Genomic DNA, 15,640 nt, shown 5'->3' with positions numbered 1-15,640 from the left:
GGTCATGTCCTCAGTGCAGAAACGGCGAAGGGCCTGGAGCGATTGAACGCCCAGGCCCTTCGAATTTCAACCCTGCCGTCGTGCGGTCAGAACACCACGGTCTTGTTGCCGTGCACCAGTACCCGATCTTCCAGGTGATAGCGCAGACCACGGGCCAGCACCATTTTCTCGACGTCACGGCCGAAACGCACCATGTCTTCGATACTGTCGCTGTGGCTGACACGGACCACGTCCTGCTCGATGATCGGGCCGGCGTCCAGCTCCTCGGTCACGTAGTGACAGGTCGCACCGATCAGTTTCACCCCGCGCAGGGAAGCCTGATGATATGGCTTGGCACCGACGAACGACGGCAGGAAGCTGTGGTGAATGTTGATCACCTTGTGCGCGTATTCGCTGCACAGCGCCGGGGGCAGGATCTGCATGTAACGAGCCAGCACCACCACTTCGGCATCGTGTTGCTTGACCAGGCGCGAGACCTCGGCGAAGGCCGGCTCTTTATCCTGGGGATTGACCGGCACATGGTAGTAAGGAATCCCGTGCCACTCGACCATGCTGCGCAAGTCATCGTGGTTGGAAATCACGCAGGAGATTTCACAGTCCAGCTCATCGCTGTGCCAACGGTGCAGCAGGTCGGCGAGGCAGTGGGATTCGCGGCTGGCCATCAGCACCACGCGTTTTTTCTGCGCGGTATCGGTGATGCGCCAGTCCATCGAGAACTCTTCGGCAATCGGCGCAAAGGCCTCGCGAAAGGCCTCGATGCCGAAGGGCAGCGAGTCGGCCCGAATTTCGTGACGCATGAAGAACCAGCCACTGAGATTGTCCGAGTGGTGGCTCGCTTCAGTGATCCAGCCGTTGTGTGACGCCAGAAAGTTACTGACTTTAGCAACGATACCGACGCGGTCCGGGCAAGAAATCACCAGCCGAAAAGTGCGCATGGGGGGGAAACTCCAGAACTTCGCAAAGGTCGCCATTCTAGCGGCTGCGCGGCAAAACTGCAGTATTGATGACATCTCGTGTCGCAGGGCGGCGCCCGTGCAAGCCTTGAATCCAACGCTTGAGTGCCGCCGCGCCGGCGTCAGGCCGCTTCAATAGCCCCTAAGGTGAATATCGGCGTCACTATTTAAATGCACCGTCAATGTATGGGCTATTCATCACAACTAAATAAATAAAGCCCGGCACAATGTTTACTTGATGAAACAGCCTGACTATTATTGCGCCACTGTCCCCTGACAATCTGCGTCACAACATAAGGTAGTCCCCATGTCCTTGATCAACGAATATCGCGCCACCGAAGAAGCTATCAAAGAGCTGCAAGCCCGTTTGAAGAATCTGTCCCAAGACGACAAACTGCAAACCGAGCTGGAATTCGAAGGCAAATTGCGCGCCCTGATGGCTGAATATTCCAAGTCGCTGCGTGACATCATCGCGCTGCTGGATCCAGAATCCAAAACCAAGGCACCGCGCAGCGGCGCAGTCAAAACTACCGGCACCAAGCGTGCTCGCAAAGTTAAACAATACAAAAACCCGCACAACGGCGAAGTCATCGAAACCAAAGGTGGCAACCACAAAACGCTGAAAGAGTGGAAAGCCAAGTGGGGCGGCGACGTGGTTGAAGGCTGGGCAACCCTGCTGGGCTAAGCCTCTGCGCTACAAACCGTTACGCAAGAACGCCAGCCACGGGCTGGCGTTTTTTATGCCCGGTATTTCAGCACCGGGCATTTTCATTTTCAAAGCTTCAAACGTCTGCGCAATACCTGGACATAATTACCCCACTCACCGAGCACCTGTTGCTGAAATGGCGTGGCAGTAATATTCAACTGGGCCGCGGTCTCCAGGAAAGTTGCCAGGGTATTCGGCGCTCCCCATTGAGGGTCTGACAAACGTTGCTGACAGAATATTCGCCAACGTTCCTGCTCTTCGAAACTCAAGGTATCGAAAAAGTTACGGGCTCGATATCGAAACAATAGTTCCGGTAAACGTTCATCATCGAAAGGCCAGTGTCCCTGCGCTAATTGTGCCGGGTCGGCCGCCCGGACTTGCTCACAAAGACGCCGGTCCCTGTCACCGATAAACCCGTCATATAACTGTTGCTCCGGGTCCTGGCTCTGAGTGAAATCTTCGCGGGCATAAATAGCCTGGATCTTGTCTTGCCAGACTTGCCGTGCGTCGTTAAGTCGCAAGGCCCGTGCCTGATACAACGCCATGTCGAGCCCCAGGCGCTGCTGATCGTCGGGACGCAGCACCGACATCGGCGCTACCACCGGGCATTTGTTGATGTGGATGAGCTTGAGCGGCACCGGCAACTCGCCCTCGGCCAGGTCCTCGCGACGGGTATACAGGCGCTGACGCAGGGTTTCGGCGTCCAGGTCGAGCAAACCCTGGGGATCCAGGTGCAGGTCGCAGACAATCAACGCGTTCTTGTTGCGAGGATGCCAGGCCAGCGGCAACACCACGCCAACATAACTGCGGGCGGCGGAGAATCGTCCGGAAATGTGCACCATCGGCTGCAGCAGTCGAATCTGATCCATGACCTTCTGTTTGCTGCGCAACTGGAACAGCCAGTCGTACAGCCTGGGCTGTTTCTCGCGGATCAAGCGCGCCAGGGCGATGGTGGCGCGAACGTCGGACAGCGCTTCGTGGGCGTTGCCGTGATCGATGCCGTTGGCCTCGGTCAGGCGCTCGAGCTTGAGCGTCACCCGCCCCTCCTCATCCGTGGGCCAGGCCAGGCCATCCGGGCGCAAGGCGTACGCCGCGCGGACCACATCGATCAGGTCCCAGCGACTGTTTCCACCCTGCCATTCGCGGGCGTAGGGGTCGAAAAAGTTGCGGTACAGGCTGTAGCGGGTCATTTCGTCGTCGAAACGCAAGGTGTTGTAGCCGGCGCCGCAGGTGCCGGGCGCGGCCAGTTCGGCGTGCACCCGGGTCATGAAGTCGGCTTCGCTCAAACCGTGTTCGGTCAATTGCCCCGGCGTGATGCCCGTGATCGCACAGGCCGCCGGATGCGGCAGGATGTCATCGGCAGGCCGGCAATACAGGTTGACCGGTTCGTCTATGACATTCAGATCGAAATCGGTACGCAGCCCCGCCACTTGCAGCGGCCGGTCGCATCGCGGGTTGATGCCAGTGGTTTCATAGTCGTACCAGAAGATCGAGGTCACGGGCTGTTCCTGAACTGAAGATCAGCGAAGTCTAGGCGTTTGCGTCCCGCCCCGGCCAGCGATCTTGCATCCAGTCACGTCCGCCTTCACCGCGTGCAATACATAGGGATGTCGTTTCCCCCCAAGAGGCTGCTAGCATCGGCTGGCCACAGAATCCCGATCAGGCCACGACATCAGGTTGCCCATGCTCGAGAGCACAGCACTGCCAAGGAAAGCGACGCTGTCCCCACCACTGGATACGCGGTTCCAGGTTGAAACGCCGGAAGGCATCGACTTGCCTCTGCGCCCGGCCGGGTTGATGGTTCGTGCGCTGGCGTTCGCCATCGACCTGGGCCTGCGCGGGCTGATCCTGGGCCTGCTGTTTATCGTCCTGGCCTTCCTCGGCAAGCTCGGCGCCGGGCTGGGTTCGATCCTGCTGTTCGGGGTGAGCTGGTGGTACATGGTGCTGTTCGAAGTGCTCAACCAGGGCCGTTCGCCGGGCAAACAATGGATGGGCCTGCGGGTCGTGCAGGACGACGGGACGCCAATCAGCTGGTCCGCCTCGCTGTTGCGCAACCTGCTGCGCGTGGTCGACCTGCTGCCGTTCGGTTATTGCCTCGGCGCCCTCAGTTGCCTGCTGCACCCCAACTTCAAGCGCCTGGGCGACCTGGCGGCCGGCACGTTGGTGATCTACCGCGAACGACCGCTCGCCCGGCCGCAGTTGCCGGAGGCCGAACCGCAGCGCGCGACGTTCCCCCTGACCCTGCCTGAGCAACGCGCCATCCTCGGCTTTGCCGAGCGTCAGCACGAACTCTCCGAAGCGCGGGCCCTGGAGGTTGCGTCGATCCTTGCGCAGCCCTTGCAAGTCCCGGCGCCCCAGGCCGTGACGCACCTCAACGGCATCGCCCGCGGCCTGTTGGGCCCCTCATGAAACAGAGCCATTTCGAGAATCGACACAAAGCGCAATGGACGCAGTTCGCCCTGATGCTCGACCGGCTCGAACGGGGCAAGGGCACTTCACGGCTCGACGGTTTCCCCCGGGAGTATCGCCGGCTCTGCCAACACCTGGCGCTGGCCCGGGAGCGCGGCTACAGCAGTTTCCTGGTCGACTCGTTGCAGCAACAAGTCCTGCGCGGGCACCAGCAGTTGTATCGGCATCGCAGCCGACTGGGGCCGAGGATCGCGGCGTTCATCCTGGCGGACTTCCCGCGCCTGGTGCGCGAACAGTGGCGCTTCGTGCTCGCCGCCAGTCTGATGTTCTTTGGCAGCCTGATCGGTTTTGCATGTCTGGTGTACCTGTTCCCGGACCTGATCTACAACCTGATCCCGGCCGAACAGGTGAGCCAGATGCAAGGCATGTACGACCCGGTGGCCGGTCATCTCGGGCGCTCGGCGGAACGGGCGGCCAGTGAAGACTGGGTGATGTTCGGTTTCTACATCATGCACAACATCGGCATCGCTTTTCAGACCTTCGCCAGCGGCTTGCTGTTTGGCCTGGGCAGCGCGTTTTTCCTGTTCTTCAATGGCTTGATGATCGGCGCGGTGGCCGGGCACCTGACGCAGATTGGCTACGGACAGACCTTCTGGTCGTTCGTCATCGGTCACGGTGCCTTCGAACTCAGCGCCATCGCCCTGGCCGGGGCCGCCGGCCTGCAACTGGGCTGGGCGCTGGTCGCGCCGGGGCGCCTGCGCCGCGCCGAGGCCTTGCGCGTGGCGGCGCGCAAAAGCGTGCTGCTGATCTGCGGGGTCATGCTGTTTCTGCTGATCGCTGCGTTCATCGAAGCCTACTGGTCATCGATGACCGGACCTGCGCCGATCACCAAATACCTGGTTGGTGCAGCGCTCTGGGTGTTGGTGGCCCTGTACCTGCTGCTGGCCGGACGGACTCGCCATGCGCCTGAGTGACGCCACCGTGGTGATCCGTCCGCGTTCCACCTGGGAAGCCATGGACCTGGGCGTGCTGCTGAGCCAGCGGCACCAGCGCCTGCTGCTCACCAGTTGGGCCATCGTCACCCTGCCGGTGTTTGCACTGCTCACGGTGCTGCTGTGGGATTCCCCGTCGCTGGCGGTGATCCTCTTCTGGTGGCTGAAACCGGCGTTCGAACGCCTGCCGCTGTATATCCTGTCCAAAGCCCTGTTCGGTGAAACGCCGACGCTGAAACAGGCGTTGCGCCAATGGCCACGGCTGCTCAAGCCACAACTGCTGGCGAGCCTGACCTGGCGCCGCCTGAGCCTGAGCCGCAGTTTCCTGCTGCCGGTGGTGCAACTCGAAGGCCTCGGCGGCCTGGAACGGCAGCAGCGCCTGCAGGTGTTGTTGCAGCGCGACGGCGGCGCGGCGCGGTGGCTGACGATCATCGGCGTGCACCTGGAGTGCGGGTTGTGGGTCGGCCTGATGGTGCTGTTCTATCTGCTGTTGCCGCAACAGGTCGAACTCGACTGGGGCTGGCAGACGCTGCTGTCCGTCGCGACACAGGACTGGCGCTGGCTGGAACACCTGACCAATGGCTTCTATGTCTTGGTGCTGGTGGTGTGGGAACCGATTTACGTGGCCTGTGGCTTCAGCCTGTATTTGAACCGGCGCACGGTGCTGGAGGCCTGGGACATCGAACTGGTGTTCCGCCGCCTGCGCCAGCGCCTGGGCAGCACCGCCGCGGGCCTGCTGCTGGCGGCCTTCCTGCTGGTGCCAACGACCGCCGACGTGCGGGCCGATGAACCGTCGATTGCCCCCGACGCGCCGCGCCTGCTGAACCAGCCCCTGACCAGCCAGGCCTCCCGCGACAGCGTCCGGGCGATCCTCGATCAACCGCCGTTCAAGAACAAGGAAACGGTCACCCGCTATCGTTTTGGCGAAGAACAGCCGGCGAAACCGACGAGCGACGACGAAGGCCCCTCGTGGTTGAAAGCGCTGCTCAGGCTGCTGGACCAACAACGCTTCGGCGCCCTGGCGAGCGTGATCGAGGTGCTGTTGTGGAGCACCGTCATCGGCGCGCTCGGCTGGCTGGTCTGGCGTTATCGCGACTGGCTGCAGGCGTTCGTCAGCCGCCGCCCCCGGTTGTCGCGCCAGCTGACGCGACCTTTGCCGCCACAGGCTTTCGGTCTGGACCTGAACCGCGAAACCCTGCCCGCCGACATCGCCGCCAGCGTCGAAAGCCTCTGGCAAACCAACCCACGCGAAGCGCTCGGCTTGCTCTACCGTGCCCTGCTCAGTCATTTGCTGCACGATTACCGCGTGCCACTCAAACCCGCCGACACCGAAGGCCAGGTGCTGGCGTATGTCGAACACCTGCAACAACCCGAGCTGCTGGCCTTCAGCCGCAACCTCACCCGCCACTGGCAGAACATGGCCTATGGGCATCGTCTGCCGAGCGCAGCGGTGCAGCAGCAATTGTGTGAAGGCTGGCGCAGTGTATTCGACGCAGGGGCGGCGCGTTGAACCGGCGCCTCGCGCTCCTGGCCGGCGCTTGCGCTGCGCTGCTGCTGATCGCGCTGGGGGCGTACCTGTACGCCCGGGCCGTCCCGTATCAGGAAATCATCGACCACGGCCCCTACCCCGAAGCCCGAGCCAATCCCTACCTCGCCGCCGAACACTTTCTGCGCAAACAGGGTCTGAGCGTCAGCCATGCCAACGGCCTCGACGCCCTGCCCACCCTGGAACCCCGGCAACACAGCCTCTTGCTGTTCGGCGACCGCTCGGGCATGACCCCGCGCCAGATCGACCAGGTGCTGAACTGGACCCGCGCCGGTGGGCGCCTGCTGTTCGTCGCCGAATCCATCTGGGACGAAAAACTCGGGCAGAGCCGTGACCTGCTGCTTGACCGGGTACAGGTGCACCAGTTGCTGACCCGGGACCTCAAGGACCCGCCCCCCGATGTCGAAAAGGACCCTCAGCCCAAGCTGACCAAACTCTATCTCGAGGACGAGGACGCGCCGGCCTACGCCACGTTCGACACCGCATTCCATCTCGAAGACCCGCACAACCTGGCGCAAGCCTGGGCCAACAGCGCCCGGGCCACGCACATGATGCAACTGAACCACGGGCTCGGCTCGATCATCGTCGTCACCGACGCCGACCTGTGGAAAACCCCGAACATCGACCAGTACGACAACGCCTGGCTGCTCTGGTACCTGACCGCCGACACCCGCGTGACCCTGCTGTTCAACACCGATCACGACAACCTGCCGACCTTGTTGCTGCGCTATTTCCCACAGGCACTGGTGGCCTTGATCGCCCTTGTCCTGCTGGGTTTCTGGCACGTTGGCGTGCGCCAGGGACCGTTGATCGAGCCGGTGCCGAACGCCCGTCGGCAACTGCACGAACACCTGCGCGCCAGCGCCGACTTCATCTGGCGTCGCGCCGACCAGGCCAGCCTGCTGCAAGCCTTGCAGTACGACATCCTGCGCCGGGTGCGACGGCGTCACCCCGGTTTCGACCAACTCGGCGTCGCCGAACAATGGCTGGTGCTCGCACGTCTGAGCGGCCAACCCACACGCGCCATCAGCCAGGCCATGGGCCCGCGACCGAAACAACGGCTGTCTGCCGTTGAATTCAGCCGCCAGGTCGCCCACCTGCAAACCTTGAGGAACACCTTATGAGCGAACAGCACGAGCCCGGCGCTCCGAGCCACGCCGAACAACAGCGCCAGCGCGCCATCCAGCTGGCCCAGGCGATCCGGGCGGAACTGCAGAAAGCCGTGATCGGCCAGGACAGCGTGATCGACGACGTGCTCACCGCCTTGATCGCCGGCGGCCATGTGCTGCTCGAAGGCGTGCCGGGGCTGGGCAAGACCTTGCTGGTGCGCGCCCTCGCCCGCTGCTTCGGCGGTGAGTTTGCACGCATCCAGTTCACCCCGGACCTGATGCCCAGCGATGTCACCGGGCACGCGGTGTACGACTTGCAGACCGAGCAGTTCAAACTGCGCAAAGGGCCGTTGTTCACCCACCTGCTGCTGGCCGACGAAATCAACCGTGCCCCGGCGAAAACCCAGGCCGCGCTGCTCGAAGCCATGCAGGAACGCCAGGTCACCCTCGAAGGTCGGGCCCTGCCCATCGCGCAACCGTTCATGGTGCTCGCCACACAGAACCCGATCGAACAGGAAGGCACCTATCCGCTGCCGGAAGCCGAGCTGGATCGCTTCATGCTCAAAGTGCGCATGGATTACCCCGACGCCGAGCAGGAACTGGCCATGGTGCGCCAGGTCAGCCGTTCGACCCGGGCCGACATGCTCGACGTGCAGCCGCTGCGCACCGTGTTGCAAGCCAAGGACGTGCTGGCGCTGCAACGCATCGCCAGTGATTTGCCGCTGGACGAGCAGGTTCTCGACTACGCCGTACGGCTGGCCCGCGCCACCCGCACCTGGCCAGGGCTGACCCTCGGTGCGGGGCCCCGGGCCTCCATCGCTCTGGTGCGTTGCGCACGGGCACGGGCCTTGTTGCGCGGCGGTGAGTTCGTGATCCCCGACGACATCAAGGGTTGCGCGCTGGCGGTGTTGCGCCACCGGGTGCGCATTGCCCCGGAGCTGGACATCGAAGGGCTGCAAGTCGATCAAGTGTTGCGCCAACTGCTCGACCAAGTGCCGGCACCGCGCCTGTGAAACCGTCGCGCCTGCTGCTGGCCTGGGTGGCGCTGCTGTTGGCCATCGCCATCGTGCTCGGCACCTTGCGGGCGCTGGACATCGCCGTTCCTGCCACGCTGCTGTCGATTCATTGGGGTTTGCTGCTGGCGCTGCTGGTGTTGGCGATGCTCGACGCGGTACGGGTCAAGCGCCTGCCCTCGCCACGCATCAAACGACAACTGCCCGGCAGCCTGGCGCTCGGACGCTGGAGCGACGTGCGGATCGACGTCGAGCATGACTTCGCGCAGGCGTTGAGCATTCAACTGTTCGACCACGTTCCCGACGGCTTGAGCTTTGAACACCTGCCACTCACCGTCGAGCTGCTACCCGGCCAGCACAGCCAGGCGAGCTACCGCGTGCGGCCGCTCAATCGCGGCCACTTCATCTTCGAGCGCTGTGAAATCAGCCTGCCCAGCCCGATGGGTCTGTGGCACGACCGGCGCTTGCCCGGCATGCCGGACGCCACCCGCGTCTACCCCGATTTTGCCCGCCTGTACGGTGGCCAGTTGCTGGCCGTGGACAACTGGCTGAGCCAGCTCGGCGTGCGTCAGCGTCCGCGGCGCGGGCTGGGGCTGGAGTTTCATCAGTTGCGCGAATTCCGCGAAGGCGACAGCCTGCGCCAGATCGACTGGAAAGCCACGGCCCGCCAGCGCACGCCGATTGCCCGCGAATACCAGGACGAACGCGACCAGCAGATCGTGTTCCTGCTCGACTGCGGCCGGCGCATGCGCAGCCAGGACGGTGAGCTGGCGCACTTCGATCACGCGCTCAATGCCTGCCTGTTGCTCAGTTATGTCGCCCTGCGCCAGGGTGATGCGGTGGGGCTCGGCACCTTTGCCACCGAGCAACCGCGCTACCTGGCGCCGGTGAAAGGCGCCGGGCAACTCAACGTCTTGCTCAACAGCGTGTATGACCTGAGCAGCAGTCAGCGCAGCGCCGACTATCAAGCCGCCGTGACGCAACTGCTGGCCCGGCAAAAACGCCGCTCGCTGGTGGTGCTGGTGACCAACTTGCGCGATGAAGACGACGACGAACTGCTCAGCGCGGTCCAACGGCTCGGCCAGCAGCACCGGGTGCTGGTGGCGAGCCTGCGCGAAGACATGCTCGATCCTTTGCGTCAGACGCCGGTGCAAACCTTGTCGGAAGCCTTGACCTACTGCGGGACGGTGGACTACCTGAACGCACGGGCCGAGCTGTACGACCGGCTCAACGCCTATGGCGTGCCGGTGCTGGATGCCAGCCCCCGGGAATTGGATGCGGCGCTGGTGACGCGGTACCTGGAGTGGAAAAAGGCCGGCGTCCTCTAACACCACAATCCTGTAGAGCGAGCTGGCTCGCGATGGTGGTTAACGCGGGGTGTCTGAATTCCCGCCGTGTAAGGACCTTCATCGCGAGCATGCTCGCTCCTACAGGGGTTGCGGTTTTGCCTACAGATCTACCAGAATCCGCCGGCTTGTGCGCTGAGGGGTCGCCACGTAACTTGATCCGCGTCGCTGATTTCCAGCGGCCGGGTTTAGTCGCCCGAGGGTTAAGGATGTGCACAAATGTCATGAAGTCAGGTACTCCCCATCCCTGACCATTATGGCGGCTGTGCGCAGGGCGCCTTCGGGCGCGCCGGTTTTCCATATCCCCCGGTCGACTAACCTGCGTTCAGCCGCCACCCTCGATTAGTCGCGAGTCGGTGACAGCTTCATTAGAGGTAATGGATATGCCCAAGCACACAGTCAATTCTTCAGAACACGGCCTGTCGATGCTCACCGTCGACCCCAACGCCGATCCCCGCTCCATCACCATCCAGGCGTTCGAAACCTTTTGCTCGGTCAACGACCTGCTGCTCGACCTGGCCGACAGCCTCGACGACAAGGCGCGGCGCATGGCCGTGATGATTCACCAGATGAGTGAGTTTGGCTTGATGCTGGTGGAGAAATCGCTGGAGAACCAGCAGGCGAACGGCGCGGTTTAGTGGTTGGAGCGCCGTCCGGAGCCGGCTCGCTCCCACATGGGATCGGTGATGAACAAAAATGCATATCCACCACCAACCCTGTGTGGGAGCAAATCTGCCCGCAAAGGCTTCAGATCAAACGCCACAACTTTCAAAACCTAGCCGCTCTCTCACCACCGAAACTCATAAAACCCCGTTCCCTTGGGATCACCACCGAACTGGTCAAATTCAAAGACAAAGACTACCGTGGCACTACGCAGGCCCGGTCCAATATTGATTCTTCCGCGGAACAGCAGCGAATGCTCCTTTCCGTCCTGTATAGCCCTCGTGGTCAACTCTCTTTCAAAAGAGTTGGGTCCCGAACTGGCGCCAAGGTGAATATTCCCTTCACTTCTACCGTTGTCAAACCCTGTCCAGTACTTCTCAACATCGACGACAAAGGTGGAGCCTTCGACAAAACCATACACTGACAAATACGCGGTATAGTCATCTGCCTTAGCGAACAAGTGGACATGCTCCTTGTCGACGTCATTCAGATTGATGACTTCAGGCTCAGCACCACCGGCTCTTAGTTCGTCTATTTGCTTGGATATCTGCGCGTCCTCATTTTCTTTTTCAGCACTCATGATTCAAGCTCCTGTTGGCCGACTGACGGCAGTCGCGTCCCCCAAAGTTAATGCCAGCCTCCAATCAGTGCCACCTGTGAAAAATGACAGTTCAGACAAATGGTGCACGCACACGCAAACCGCAGGTGCGTTCAACACCTGCGGGGCTTCGTATTCGATGATATGAGCGGTGAACTCAGGCCGAAGCAGGCATCGGCTGAAAACTGAAATAGCGTTTCAACGCTTGCACCAGGTCGCCGAACTCCGGCGGTGCGCGTTGCAGGCTGAACCCCGCGTCGTAGTGCCGGGGAGTCGCGTCCTCGTGGCACCACAGGCAACAGGCCCTGAAGTCGATGACCTGCTGGCAGCCATCAGCCATGGGGATTTTCAGGCGCAGCTCGAAATCGGCACCAATCATCATCGGCAACTGACTGATGAGCATCAGCCCGTCTTCGGAGACGTTGCCCAGGAACCCGATCGGCTTGTCGGTAACGCTGTTGAACACTTTCAGAAAATACGGCAGTTGATGCCGCTCGATCCGGCGGTCAGTGAACATGCTGAATTCGCTATGCAGGGCCCTTCGACAGGGCCGCACCCATGCTTCGGAACGGGCCGGCCTGCAAAGGCCTCGGCGCGCTCTCCCCGATCCCGGTGCGGCAGTCCATACGTCGCTGCCGCTTACTTCTGCCGATCACAGGTGTTGCCTCGGTAGGGAAACCCGTTCCACAACCGGTTTATTCGACTATAGCTCACCGTCGCCGCTGGGCCACCCTTGAATGACCAACGTGATCAGAACCGGGTCGGACGCACCACAGCGGCGCTGCGCAACGGGTAATGACCCAGCGATTGCAGGGTTTCCAGGCGAGCCCGGGCACGGTAGGCGTACTCGCTTTGCGGGTAGGAGGCGATGATGAACTGGTAGGTTTGCCCCGCATCGACAAACAGTTTTTGCCGTTCCAGGCACAAACCACGCAACATCGAGACTTCCGGCCACACGTAAGACCGGGCACGGCTGGCGCGTTCGACCTTGGACAATTCGAGCGTCACCTGTTCGCAGTTGCCACGGTCATAGGCGCTGTAGGCATTATTCAAATGGTGGTTCATCGACCAACGGGTGCAGCCCGTGACGCTGACAACGGCGAGGGCAAGGGCGGCAATGGGCACGAATCGCATGAGGGTTCTCCTGTCTTGTGCTCTTTATCGGCCCGATGACGGAAATCTTCAGGCTGCCGGTCAGCAAAAATGTTCGGTCCAATAAACAAACCAATAAGTAGTGCACATGAACAATGACTACACCCCAAGAGCATAGTAGCCTCACTCAGCGCTAGAACTCAGGAGTCTTTGCATGTCCGTTCGTCGTACCAAAATCGTCGCCACCCTTGGCCCGGCCAGTAACTCGCCGGAAGTTCTCGAACAGCTGATCCTCGCTGGCCTGGACGTCGCCCGCCTGAACTTTTCCCACGGCACGCCCGACGAGCACAAGGCTCGCGCGAAGCTGGTGCGTGACCTCGCCGCCAAGCACGGCCGCTTCGTCGCCCTGCTGGGTGACCTGCAAGGCCCGAAGATCCGTATCGCCAAATTCGCCAACAAGAAGATCGAGCTGAAGATCGGTGACCGGTTCACCTTCTCCACCAGCCATCCGTTGACCGAAGGCAACCAGCAAGTGGTCGGCATCGACTACCCGGACCTGGTCAAGGATTGCGGCGTGGGTGACGAGTTGCTGCTCGACGACGGCCGTGTGGTGATGCGCGTCGAAACCGCCAGCGCCACCGAACTCAATTGCGTCGTGACCATTGGTGGCCCGCTGTCGGACCACAAGGGCATCAACCGTCGCGGCGGTGGCCTGACCGCCCCGGCCCTGACCGAAAAGGACAAGGCCGACATCAAGCTCGCCGCGGAAATGGAAGTCGACTACCTCGCCGTGTCTTTCCCGCGTGACGCTGCCGACATGGAATATGCCCGTCAACTGCGCGACGAGGCCGGCGGCACCGCCTGGCTGGTGGCGAAGATCGAACGCGCCGAAGCCGTGGCCGACGACGAAACCCTCGACGGCCTGATCAAGGCATCCGACGCGGTGATGGTGGCCCGTGGTGACCTGGGTGTGGAAATCGGTGACGCCGAGCTGGTGGGCATCCAGAAGAAAATCATTCTGCACGCACGTCGCCACAACAAGGCGGTGATCGTGGCGACCCAGATGATGGAGTCGATGATCCAGAACCCGATGCCGACCCGTGCCGAAGTGTCCGACGTGGCCAACGCCGTGCTCGACTACACCGACGCCGTGATGCTTTCGGCCGAAAGTGCTGCCGGTCTGTACCCGCTGGAAGCCGTGCAGGCCATGGCGCGCATCTGCGTCGGCGCGGAAAAGCACCCGACCAGCAAGACCTCCAGCCACCGTATCGGCAAAGAGTTCACGCGTTGTGACGAAAGCATCGCACTGGCCACCATGTACACCGCCAACCACTTCCCGGGCGTGAAGGCGATCATCGCTCTGACCGAAAGCGGCTATACCCCACTGATCATGTCGCGTATCCGTTCGTCGGTGCCAATCTACGCGTTCACCCCGCACCGCGAAGCCCAGGCACGCGCTGCGATGTTCCGTGGCGTGTACACCATTCCGTTCGACCCGGCTTCGCTCGCGCCGAACGAAGTGAGCCAGAAGGCAATCGACGAGCTGGTCAAGCGTGGCGTGGTGGAAAAAGGCGACTGGGTCATCCTGACCAAGGGCGACAGCTACCACACCACCGGCGGCACCAACGGCATGAAGATCCTGCACGTGGGCGACCCGATGGTCTGAGTGACCGGTTGCTGAAAGACAAGAAACCCGCCATAGCACTGGCGGGTTTTTTTTCGTATGCAAATCAATTTCTTAAGTAGTCACCTGTCAAATCTGACAGTAGACAGGTCTGTGCGTCCTTCGCTTAATACCGTTGGCCTCCGAGTGTCAGTCATCAAGGCGTGCCGTCGTTGGCTGGAGCGGTCATTCATCCACTACGCCTGGGAGCTCAACCGTTGTCTAACTGAAGGAACTTGAAAATGACCCTATACCCACGGCTCGCCGCAGGCGATCTTGATTCAAGTTTTGCGAATGCCGGAATACTGGTTCTTACCTATCCCGGTTTTTCCGTCGTTAACGGGCAAAGTATTGCAGAAGGTCCTCAAGGGAAAATCTACGTACTCGGTGGCAGTTGGCATCAAAACAGCCAGGCCGCCGAACATATAAGCATTACTCGCCTGTTGCCTGATGGAACGTTCGATTTCGGTTTCGGGACCCACGGCACCGCGCACATCAAGTTACCCAATGAAGATCTGTCCACATCGCCCATCCAACTCTTTTTTGTGAGAGACCAGGAAGAAGACCTAATGCTGGTTTCCGTGGGTTACAACCCCGTGGGACAAGGGACGATAACGCAAGCTGAAGTGCTGATTCGACTGACCGGTAACGGTGTGCTGGACAAGCGGTTCGGGGTTGAGGGATTTATGGTGTTGGAATCACCCTTCGACGCAGACGTCCGTCAGCCGGTACCGGCCGACACCGAAAAGTTCGCTACACCTTCCAGTAACAAAGTCTGCTTGATCGACGGCATGATCTATCTCATCACCAGCGGTCTTGATCCGGCCCTTGGCTACATTGTGGGTGTGGTGTCGCGCTTCAATTTCGACGGAAACGTAGACCCGACATTTGGTAAAAACGGGCATGCAACCCTTTCTGGAGTGCTCGGCACCCGCAACTCGTTCAACGGTATTGCCGTGAACAATGGAACCATTACCGTATGTGGATGGGCCGGCGGTGGCGCGTTGATCGCGCGCTTCAATCTGGACGGGGGTGTCGACCCCAGTTTTGCGGGTATCGGTTACATACTCCTCGCGGGACCGAGCTTCCAATTCCAGGCTGTTGCCATCCTTCCCGATGGCCGGACCGTGGCGACCGGCTTTGGATATCCCCAGCGTAGAGGTTTGCTGGCGGTGTATGCAGCCAACGGTTTGATTGACCGAACATTCAATAACGGCGCCCATATCGAGGAAGGATTTGATCCCCCTCAGCAAGTCATGTTTTTGAACGTGGAGGCCACCGACGACAAGATCCTCGTCTCAGGCAGATATTTCGCCGGTTTGACGCCGAAATTCGTGACCGCGAAGTACCTGAACGATGGGGAGCGCGACACGAGTTATGGGAGCGGCCAGGGCTATGCCATTACCGAAATACCGGGATACACCGCACTCGCAAACGGGATGAGCTTGCAGGCCGACAAAAAAATCCTGCTGGTCGCTAACGATTTGGGCTCAGTGTTCAGCAAAGCGGCGATCGTCGCCCGCCTTCTGAACAGTGACTAGGTGTTGATA

General features: G+C 61.2%; 15 protein-coding genes. 10 read left to right on the top strand and 5 right to left on the bottom strand.

What is annotated here, in order from left to right:
- Positions 1-86 precede the first annotated feature (86 nt).
- Positions 87-935 (bottom strand): formyltetrahydrofolate deformylase, encoded by an 849-nt coding sequence (gene purU / locus ACM6IM_RS25155; protein WP_192305507.1) that lies wholly within the window; start codon positions 933-935, stop codon positions 87-89.
- Positions 936-1,260: 325 nt separating this feature from the next.
- Here purU and mvaT point away from each other — a divergent pair, with 325 nt between their 5' ends.
- Positions 1,261-1,638: a histone-like nucleoid-structuring protein MvaT gene (gene mvaT, locus ACM6IM_RS25150; RefSeq protein ID WP_192305505.1), complete on the top strand. Its 378-nt coding sequence runs from the start codon at positions 1,261-1,263 to the stop codon at positions 1,636-1,638.
- A gap of 89 nt (positions 1,639-1,727) precedes the next feature.
- On the opposite strand, the gene sbcB is transcribed toward mvaT, so the two are convergent.
- On the bottom strand, positions 1,728-3,158 hold the full coding sequence (gene sbcB, locus ACM6IM_RS25145) for an exodeoxyribonuclease I (RefSeq protein WP_414866599.1): 1,431 nt from the start codon (positions 3,156-3,158) through the stop codon (positions 1,728-1,730).
- A 184-nt stretch (positions 3,159-3,342) separates the two neighbouring features.
- On the opposite strand from sbcB, the gene ACM6IM_RS25140 reads away from it, so the two are divergent.
- The 7 genes from ACM6IM_RS25140 to ACM6IM_RS25110 all read left to right on the top strand — a co-directional run bounded on the left by ACM6IM_RS25140 (position 3,343) and on the right by ACM6IM_RS25110 (position 10,712).
- The gene (locus ACM6IM_RS25140) at positions 3,343-4,068 is read left to right on the top strand and encodes an RDD family protein (RefSeq protein WP_414866598.1); all 726 of its coding nucleotides are present in this window, start codon (positions 3,343-3,345) and stop codon (positions 4,066-4,068) included.
- Complete coding sequence (locus tag ACM6IM_RS25135; protein ID WP_414866597.1) at positions 4,065-5,042, top strand: stage II sporulation protein M; 978 nt, start codon at positions 4,065-4,067, stop codon at positions 5,040-5,042. The genes ACM6IM_RS25140 and ACM6IM_RS25135 overlap by 4 nt, the downstream gene beginning before the upstream one ends.
- Positions 5,029-6,570: a DUF4129 domain-containing protein gene (locus ACM6IM_RS25130; protein ID WP_414866596.1), complete on the top strand. Its 1,542-nt coding sequence runs from the start codon at positions 5,029-5,031 to the stop codon at positions 6,568-6,570. Before ACM6IM_RS25135 ends, ACM6IM_RS25130 begins: the two co-directional genes overlap by 14 nt.
- Positions 6,567-7,730: a DUF4350 domain-containing protein gene (locus ACM6IM_RS25125; RefSeq protein ID WP_414866595.1), complete on the top strand. Its 1,164-nt coding sequence runs from the start codon at positions 6,567-6,569 to the stop codon at positions 7,728-7,730. The genes ACM6IM_RS25130 and ACM6IM_RS25125 overlap by 4 nt, the downstream gene beginning before the upstream one ends.
- Complete coding sequence (locus tag ACM6IM_RS25120) at positions 7,727-8,728, top strand: AAA family ATPase (RefSeq protein ID WP_201194002.1); 1,002 nt, start codon at positions 7,727-7,729, stop codon at positions 8,726-8,728. The genes ACM6IM_RS25125 and ACM6IM_RS25120 overlap by 4 nt, the downstream gene beginning before the upstream one ends.
- Positions 8,725-10,056, top strand: a complete 1,332-nt coding sequence (locus ACM6IM_RS25115) for a DUF58 domain-containing protein (protein ID WP_414866594.1) — start codon at positions 8,725-8,727, stop codon at positions 10,054-10,056. The genes ACM6IM_RS25120 and ACM6IM_RS25115 overlap by 4 nt, the downstream gene beginning before the upstream one ends.
- Positions 10,057-10,457: 401 nt before the next feature.
- Positions 10,458-10,712, top strand: a complete 255-nt coding sequence (locus ACM6IM_RS25110) for a DUF6124 family protein (RefSeq protein WP_192305489.1) — start codon at positions 10,458-10,460, stop codon at positions 10,710-10,712.
- Between the two features lie 149 nt (positions 10,713-10,861).
- Here ACM6IM_RS25110 and ACM6IM_RS25105 read toward each other — a convergent pair whose 3' ends face one another.
- From ACM6IM_RS25105 to ACM6IM_RS25095, 3 genes are all read right to left on the bottom strand, one after another.
- On the bottom strand, positions 10,862-11,317 hold the full coding sequence (locus tag ACM6IM_RS25105) for a hypothetical protein (protein WP_414866593.1): 456 nt from the start codon (positions 11,315-11,317) through the stop codon (positions 10,862-10,864).
- A gap of 175 nt (positions 11,318-11,492) precedes the next feature.
- On the bottom strand, positions 11,493-11,852 hold the full coding sequence (locus tag ACM6IM_RS25100; protein WP_192305481.1) for a PilZ domain-containing protein: 360 nt from the start codon (positions 11,850-11,852) through the stop codon (positions 11,493-11,495).
- 233 nt (positions 11,853-12,085) lie between these two features.
- Positions 12,086-12,469, bottom strand: a complete 384-nt coding sequence (locus tag ACM6IM_RS25095) for a tetratricopeptide repeat protein (protein WP_201194010.1) — start codon at positions 12,467-12,469, stop codon at positions 12,086-12,088.
- A 172-nt stretch (positions 12,470-12,641) separates the two neighbouring features.
- Between ACM6IM_RS25095 and pyk the strand changes: the two genes are divergently transcribed.
- Positions 12,642-14,093: a pyruvate kinase gene (gene pyk / locus ACM6IM_RS25090; protein ID WP_201194012.1), complete on the top strand. Its 1,452-nt coding sequence runs from the start codon at positions 12,642-12,644 to the stop codon at positions 14,091-14,093.
- 239 nt (positions 14,094-14,332) lie between these two features.
- Complete coding sequence (locus ACM6IM_RS25085; protein ID WP_414866592.1) at positions 14,333-15,631, top strand: hypothetical protein; 1,299 nt, start codon at positions 14,333-14,335, stop codon at positions 15,629-15,631.
- Positions 15,632-15,640 lie beyond the last annotated feature (9 nt).

The organism is Pseudomonas sp. IT-P12, from assembly GCF_949767465.1.
GTDB lineage: Bacteria > Pseudomonadota > Gammaproteobacteria > Pseudomonadales > Pseudomonadaceae > Aquipseudomonas.
The sequence above is the reverse complement of the archived record's forward strand: the minus strand, read 5'-3'. Positions and strand labels throughout refer to the sequence as shown.

What these genes read in the sequence shown, in the direction of transcription:
- ACM6IM_RS25095 (WP_201194010.1), bottom strand. Translation starts at nt 12,469, where the DNA reads ATGCGATTCGTGCCCATTGCCGCCCTTGCCCTCGCCGTTGTCAGCGTC.
- ACM6IM_RS25085 (WP_414866592.1), top strand. Translation starts at nt 14,333, where the DNA reads ATGACCCTATACCCACGGCTCGCCGCAGGCGATCTTGATTCAAGTTTT.
- ACM6IM_RS25140 (WP_414866598.1), top strand. Translation starts at nt 3,343, where the DNA reads ATGCTCGAGAGCACAGCACTGCCAAGGAAAGCGACGCTGTCCCCACCA.
- ACM6IM_RS25130 (WP_414866596.1), top strand. Translation starts at nt 5,029, where the DNA reads ATGCGCCTGAGTGACGCCACCGTGGTGATCCGTCCGCGTTCCACCTGG.
- ACM6IM_RS25100 (WP_192305481.1), bottom strand. Translation starts at nt 11,852, where the DNA reads ATGTTCACTGACCGCCGGATCGAGCGGCATCAACTGCCGTATTTTCTG.
- purU (WP_192305507.1), bottom strand. Translation starts at nt 935, where the DNA reads ATGCGCACTTTTCGGCTGGTGATTTCTTGCCCGGACCGCGTCGGTATC.
- ACM6IM_RS25135 (WP_414866597.1), top strand. Translation starts at nt 4,065, where the DNA reads ATGAAACAGAGCCATTTCGAGAATCGACACAAAGCGCAATGGACGCAG.
- ACM6IM_RS25110 (WP_192305489.1), top strand. Translation starts at nt 10,458, where the DNA reads ATGCCCAAGCACACAGTCAATTCTTCAGAACACGGCCTGTCGATGCTC.
- pyk (WP_201194012.1), top strand. Translation starts at nt 12,642, where the DNA reads ATGTCCGTTCGTCGTACCAAAATCGTCGCCACCCTTGGCCCGGCCAGT.
- mvaT (WP_192305505.1), top strand. Translation starts at nt 1,261, where the DNA reads ATGTCCTTGATCAACGAATATCGCGCCACCGAAGAAGCTATCAAAGAG.
- ACM6IM_RS25120 (WP_201194002.1), top strand. Translation starts at nt 7,727, where the DNA reads ATGAGCGAACAGCACGAGCCCGGCGCTCCGAGCCACGCCGAACAACAG.
- ACM6IM_RS25105 (WP_414866593.1), bottom strand. Translation starts at nt 11,317, where the DNA reads ATGAGTGCTGAAAAAGAAAATGAGGACGCGCAGATATCCAAGCAAATA.